The following is a 5,013-nucleotide window of genomic DNA, read 5'->3' on the forward strand; positions in this document are numbered from 1 at the left end:
ATGGTCGGCGCCGCGCGACGAAGGGGCGCCGGCGCGCCTGCTTTTCGTCGGCTGCGATGCGGCCTGTCCCGATGTCGACCGTGTCGCGGGGGTGCGGCTTGTCGCAGCGGTGCCGTCGATGCGCGCCGCAGGGCATCTGCGCGCGATGATCGCCGCCGACATATTGTGGATCGCGGGAGCGGAGGCGATCGAGAGCGAAACCTTCTCCGACCTGATGGCGGCGGCGGCCGAACGGCAATGCGGCCTTGTCTGCGAAACGACGCTTGCCGCGCTCGATCGCGTCGCCGCTGCCGTGCCTGACGCTTTGCGCACCCAATGGCTGGTCGATGCCGACCCCGCCGAACGCCTCGTCGCGCTTGCCGCAGCGCGCCCGTCGGCGCGGCTCGCCGTCCACGATATTTCGCGCGACGAGGCGATGGAGCGGATCGACCGGTTGCAGGATGAGGTGGCGCGCATTTCGCGTCTGCTGGGCGAACTCGCGGGGCAGCCGGGACTGGCGGGGGCGCCGCGCCCGGGTGGCGGCATCGTCGGCTATGACTCCGGCGTGCGCGCGCCGACGCGCGATTTTTCGGTGATGCCGCGCAGTTTCGAACCCGAAGAGCGCACCCGCGACCGTCAGCGCGCCAAGGCGGTGCGCCACATGCTGCGCCAGCGCCGGATGCGCGAGCAATATTTCGCCGCCGATCTGTTCGCCGATCCCGCCTGGGACATGCTGCTCGATCTCTATGCGGCGCGGCTCGAGCGGCAGCCGGTGTCGGTGTCGAGCTTGTGCATCGCCGCCGCGGTCCCCGCGACGACGGCGCTGCGCTGGATCAAGACGATGACCGACGCCGGCATTTTCCTGCGCGAGGCCGATCCGCAGGACGGACGGCGCATCTTCATTGCGCTGTCCGACGGCGCGAACGAGGCGATGGCGCGCTATTTCGAGGCGCTCGACGAATAGGCGTCGGCGCGCCCGGGGGAGAGGGCCTTCAAACGCGAAAGGGGCGCGGCCCCCCGGCTACGCCCCTTTCCCCCCTCAACCCCTTCCTCTGGTGGAAGGGGCAAACTTTGTTCAGCGCGCGGCCATGCGCACCGGCTTGCCCGCCGATGCCCACTGGATCGCCTCGCTGCCGCCCATTTCGCGGACGAAGCAGCTCTGGCCCTGGGCCTTGAGGCTGCTGCACAGCTTCACGGCGTCGGCGCGCGAGCCGAGCCCGTTGACCGTCAGGCGGAAGAAGGTGCGGCCATCGACGACCGCCGAATGGCTCGAAGCCGGATAAGCGGCCAGCACGCCGTTGCGTTTTTTCAACACGCCCCATTTTTCCTTGGCGATGCCCAGGCTGTCATAGGCGCCGAGCTGGACGGCCCAGCCCTGCGGCTTGGCAGCATCGAAGGCGGCGACGCGCGGCATGACCTTCGCGGCCAGTTCCTTCGCTTCGGGCGACGGCTTGCGAACATAATCGCCCGCGACGCGCGGTGCGGCGCGATAGGGCTTGGCGTCGGCCATGATGACCGGCGCGGCCTTGGGCTGCGGCAGATCGGTGACCGGCACGACGCCATTGGCGTCGCGTTGCGGCATCGGCAGTTCGACCGTGCGGATCGCGCTGTCGGCACTGGCGAGCAGCGGCGGCGGCGGCGCAAACTGATCGACCGGCGCGGGATCGGCGCTCGCCAGAACCGGGGCGTCGGCGGCCGGCGCGGTGTCGGCGGCGGCCATCTGCGTACCGGCGAAATTGCTGAGCGCAAGGCGCACCGGCATCCCGGCATCCTGTTGCGGCGTCGTGCCGATCAGGCTCGCGACGCGAAGCTGCGAATTGGGTTGTTCGGCCAGTTTCGACCATTCGGCCATGCGCGTTTCCACCTTCGCGAGCGACAGATCCTGCGACGCGACGATGCGCGCCTGCGCCCAGCGGCCCGACAGGGCAAGCGCCAGCGCCAGATTCTGCCGCGTGCGCGCGGTCGCGCCTTCGGCGCGCGCGGCTTCGGTCAGGATATAGATCGCCGATTCGGTGTCACCGGCCAGCGCGAGTGCGAGGCCGAGGTCGGGGGCCGGAACGGTATCGAAATTTTCCTTGAGCAGCGACACCGCCTGCGATGTCTTGCCCTGCGCGATATGCGCCAGCGTCATTGCGAGCACCGTGTTGCTGTCCTTGACGCCCAGCTCCATCGCTTCCGACAGGGCGTCGGTCGCCGAGGCGAAGCGTCCGTCGTTCAGATAGGCCTGGCCGAGCAGCGCGCGGTAATGGCCGTCGCGCGGGCTTGCCGCGACCGCGGCTTCGGCAAGACCGACCGCCTTGCTGACCTTGCCGTCCTCAAGGGCGGCACGCGCCTTCTCGGCCGACGCGGCGGCAACCTCGGGCTTGCCCGCGGCATCGTTCGGCCCCGCGGCGACCTTGCCGGGTGCGGCGCACCCGGTCGTGGTAACGCCCAGGACAAAGCCCGAAACGGCCAGCTTCATCAGCATGTTGCGGTTCATGTCAGGTCCCCCTTTATCTGGTCCGGATCAGGCCGACTTGCGCAGCGGGCGCGCGGCGGGCAGGCGGCTCGCCATCGCGTCGATTTCGGGCAAGGCCGACAGATAATCGTCGAGCAGTTCGGTCAGGATCGTCTGCGCCGACCGGTTGGTCACCGCACTCGCAAGGCGCAGGCGCAAATGGCGTTCGGCGTCGAGGCGGAGCGTGAACGCCGCCTTTTCGCGGGCGCGCTGCGTTCGCGGCGCCTTGTCCTTCTTCGCCTTGGGCTCGGGCCGCGCCTCGACCTTGCGGGCGACGGCCGCGACGCGCTCGATCAGCGATTCCTGCTGGCGAACGATTTCGGGAACTTCGACTGCTTCCGCAGCAAAGTCGGCCGCGGGCGCGCCCGTCAGATCGACCGGCGTCGGATCGAGCGGCGCCATGTCGGCGGGCGTCAGGTCGGCCGTTTCTTCGGCGATCAGTTCGTGGCCGGTGCTGGCGTCGACCGCATGTTCGGCGGCGGCATTATGATCGAGCACCGATCCGGCGAGCAGCGGCTTCAGATCGACCATGCGTGCCGGTTCCGACGACTGCTGCGGGTCGACATCATAGCCCATGTCGTTCCAGCCCAGATCGTCATAGCCCTGCTGACCGAAGGTCGCGGCGGGGCCGCTGCCGAGCGGCTGGCGGCGCATGGCAGGCCGTGCAGCGCCCTTGCGGGCCAGTAGTCCGGCGCTCAGCGATGCGAGGGGTTTGGGTTCGCCCATTTTTTCTACTCCCCCGTTCACTGGCCGGCCATGCGGCGGCCGAAACCGCCGCCCATCGGGCGGACGGTGCCGTAGCCGGGCTGTGCCGGCATCGGGGCGGAGAAGACGGTGCGGCGGAAATTCTTTTCCAGCCGGTCGTTGATGTAGGTCCAAAGCTGGCGGATCTCGTCGGCCGAACGGCTGTTCGGATCGACCTCCATCACCGTGCGGCCATCGATCATCGAAGCCGCATAATCGGTGCGATGGTGCAGCGTCACAGGCGCGACGGTGCCGTGCTGCGACAGCGCAACCGCCGCTTCGCTGGTGATCTTGGCTTTCGGGGTTGCCGCGTTGACGACGAACACCAGCGGCTTGCCCGCGCGTTCGCACAGGTCGACGGTGGCGCCGACGGCGCGCAGGTCGTGCGGGCTCGGACGCGTCGGGACGACGATCAGCTCGGCGACCGAAATCACGCTCTGGATCGCCATGGTGATTGCGGGCGGGGTGTCGATGACCGCGAGCTTGAAGCCCTGCTGGCGCAAAATCTCGAGATCGGAGGCCAGCCGCGCGACCGTCGTTTGCGCAAAGGCCGGCAGATCGGTCTCGCGTTCGTTCCACCAGTCGGCCAGCGAACCCTGCGGATCGATGTCGATCAGGACGACCGGACCGGCGCCTGCAAGCTGGGCCTGCACCGCCAGATGCCCCGACAGGGTCGTCTTGCCCGACCCGCCCTTTTGTGAAGCCAATGCCAGAACGCGCACTGCTGTCCCCCTGAAAAAATCAACGAATTGGCGGGGGAATGCCATGCAGGGAGCTAAAATTGGGTTAACGATGATAAAAAGAAGGTGAACGAATTGCGCAGAAACCTGGTTAACAAGACGTCAGCAACGACATGTGCCGAAGCGGGGCAACTTCGGTCCGCCCGGCCCCTATGCTAAGGGGCTGTTAGCCATTTGGGGTTAGGACCGGCTCCCGCGACTGCCGCCCGCCCGGTGCGGCGCAAGTCATTGGAGAATAAGATGCGTTCATTTCGCACCGCGCTGCGCCTCGCGCTTCCGATCGCTTCGGCCCTTGCGCTTGCGATGCCCGCACAAGCCGATGTCAAGGATGGCGTCGATGCGTGGCAGGCTGGCGATTTCGCGAAGGCGGTGGCCGAATGGCGGCCGCTGGCGCTCGCCGGCGATGCCGATGCGCAGTTCAATCTGGGGCAGGCGTACAAGCTCGGGCGCGGCGTGCCCGTCGATCTGACGCAGGCCGAAAGCTGGTATCGTCGCGCCGCAAAACAGGGCCATCTGCAGGCCGAGGATAATCTTGGCCTCGTCATCTTTACGGCCGGGCGGCAGAAGGAAGCGATGCCCTATATCATCCGCTCGGCCGAACGCGGTGAACCGCGCGCGCAATATGTGCTCGGCACTGCGCTGTTCAACGGCGACCTCATCGCCAAGGACTGGCCGCGCAGCTACGCGTTGACCAAGCGCGCGAGCGACGCCGGACTGACCGTCGCTTCGGCGCGCCTGGTCCAGCTCGACCAGCTCGTCCCGCTCGATCAGCGCCAGCGCGGGCTGGCGATGCTGCCGCAGATGGAAAAGGACGAAACGCGCGCGCGGCTCGCGGCGGTCAGTGCTGGCGCCCCGGCGCCCGATGCAGCGCCCGCGCCGACGATCCGTACCGCCAGCCTGCCGGCCTCCGAACCGGGCGCGAGCTATACGCCGCCGCCGCTCATCGAGCCGCAGCCCTCCGCCACGAAGCCCGCCAAGGCGCGCGACGCCGCCACCGCCGCGAGCGAAGCGACCGCCGATGCCGTCGCCGCGACCGCCGCCGCCAAACCGGGG

The 5,013-nt window shown here is 68.5% G+C and carries 5 protein-coding genes; 2 read left to right on the top strand and 3 right to left on the bottom strand.

The window, feature by feature from the left end:
- On the top strand, window positions 1-943 hold a 943-nt coding region (locus ABS88_RS24460; RefSeq protein ID WP_286750865.1), incomplete at its 5' end, for a helix-turn-helix domain-containing protein.
- A gap of 111 nt (window positions 944-1,054) precedes the next feature.
- On the opposite strand, the gene ABS88_RS24465 is transcribed toward ABS88_RS24460, so the two are convergent.
- From ABS88_RS24465 to ABS88_RS24475, 3 genes are read right to left on the bottom strand one after another with little or no spacing between them, the layout of a single operon-like run.
- Window positions 1,055-2,458: an SPOR domain-containing protein gene (locus tag ABS88_RS24465; protein WP_286750866.1), complete on the bottom strand. Its 1,404-nt coding sequence runs from the start codon at window positions 2,456-2,458 to the stop codon at window positions 1,055-1,057.
- Between the two features lie 27 nt (window positions 2,459-2,485).
- Window positions 2,486-3,202, bottom strand: a complete 717-nt coding sequence (locus tag ABS88_RS24470; RefSeq protein ID WP_286750867.1) for a hypothetical protein — start codon at window positions 3,200-3,202, stop codon at window positions 2,486-2,488.
- A 17-nt stretch (window positions 3,203-3,219) separates the two neighbouring features.
- The gene (locus ABS88_RS24475; RefSeq protein ID WP_003048766.1) at window positions 3,220-3,942 is read right to left on the bottom strand and encodes an AAA family ATPase; all 723 of its coding nucleotides are present in this window, start codon (window positions 3,940-3,942) and stop codon (window positions 3,220-3,222) included.
- A gap of 258 nt (window positions 3,943-4,200) precedes the next feature.
- Between ABS88_RS24475 and ABS88_RS24480 the strand changes: the two genes are divergently transcribed.
- The coding region (locus ABS88_RS24480) for a tetratricopeptide repeat protein (protein ID WP_286750868.1) at window positions 4,201-5,013 on the top strand (813 nt) is incomplete at its 3' end.

This window comes from Sphingopyxis sp. SCN 67-31, from assembly GCF_001725095.1.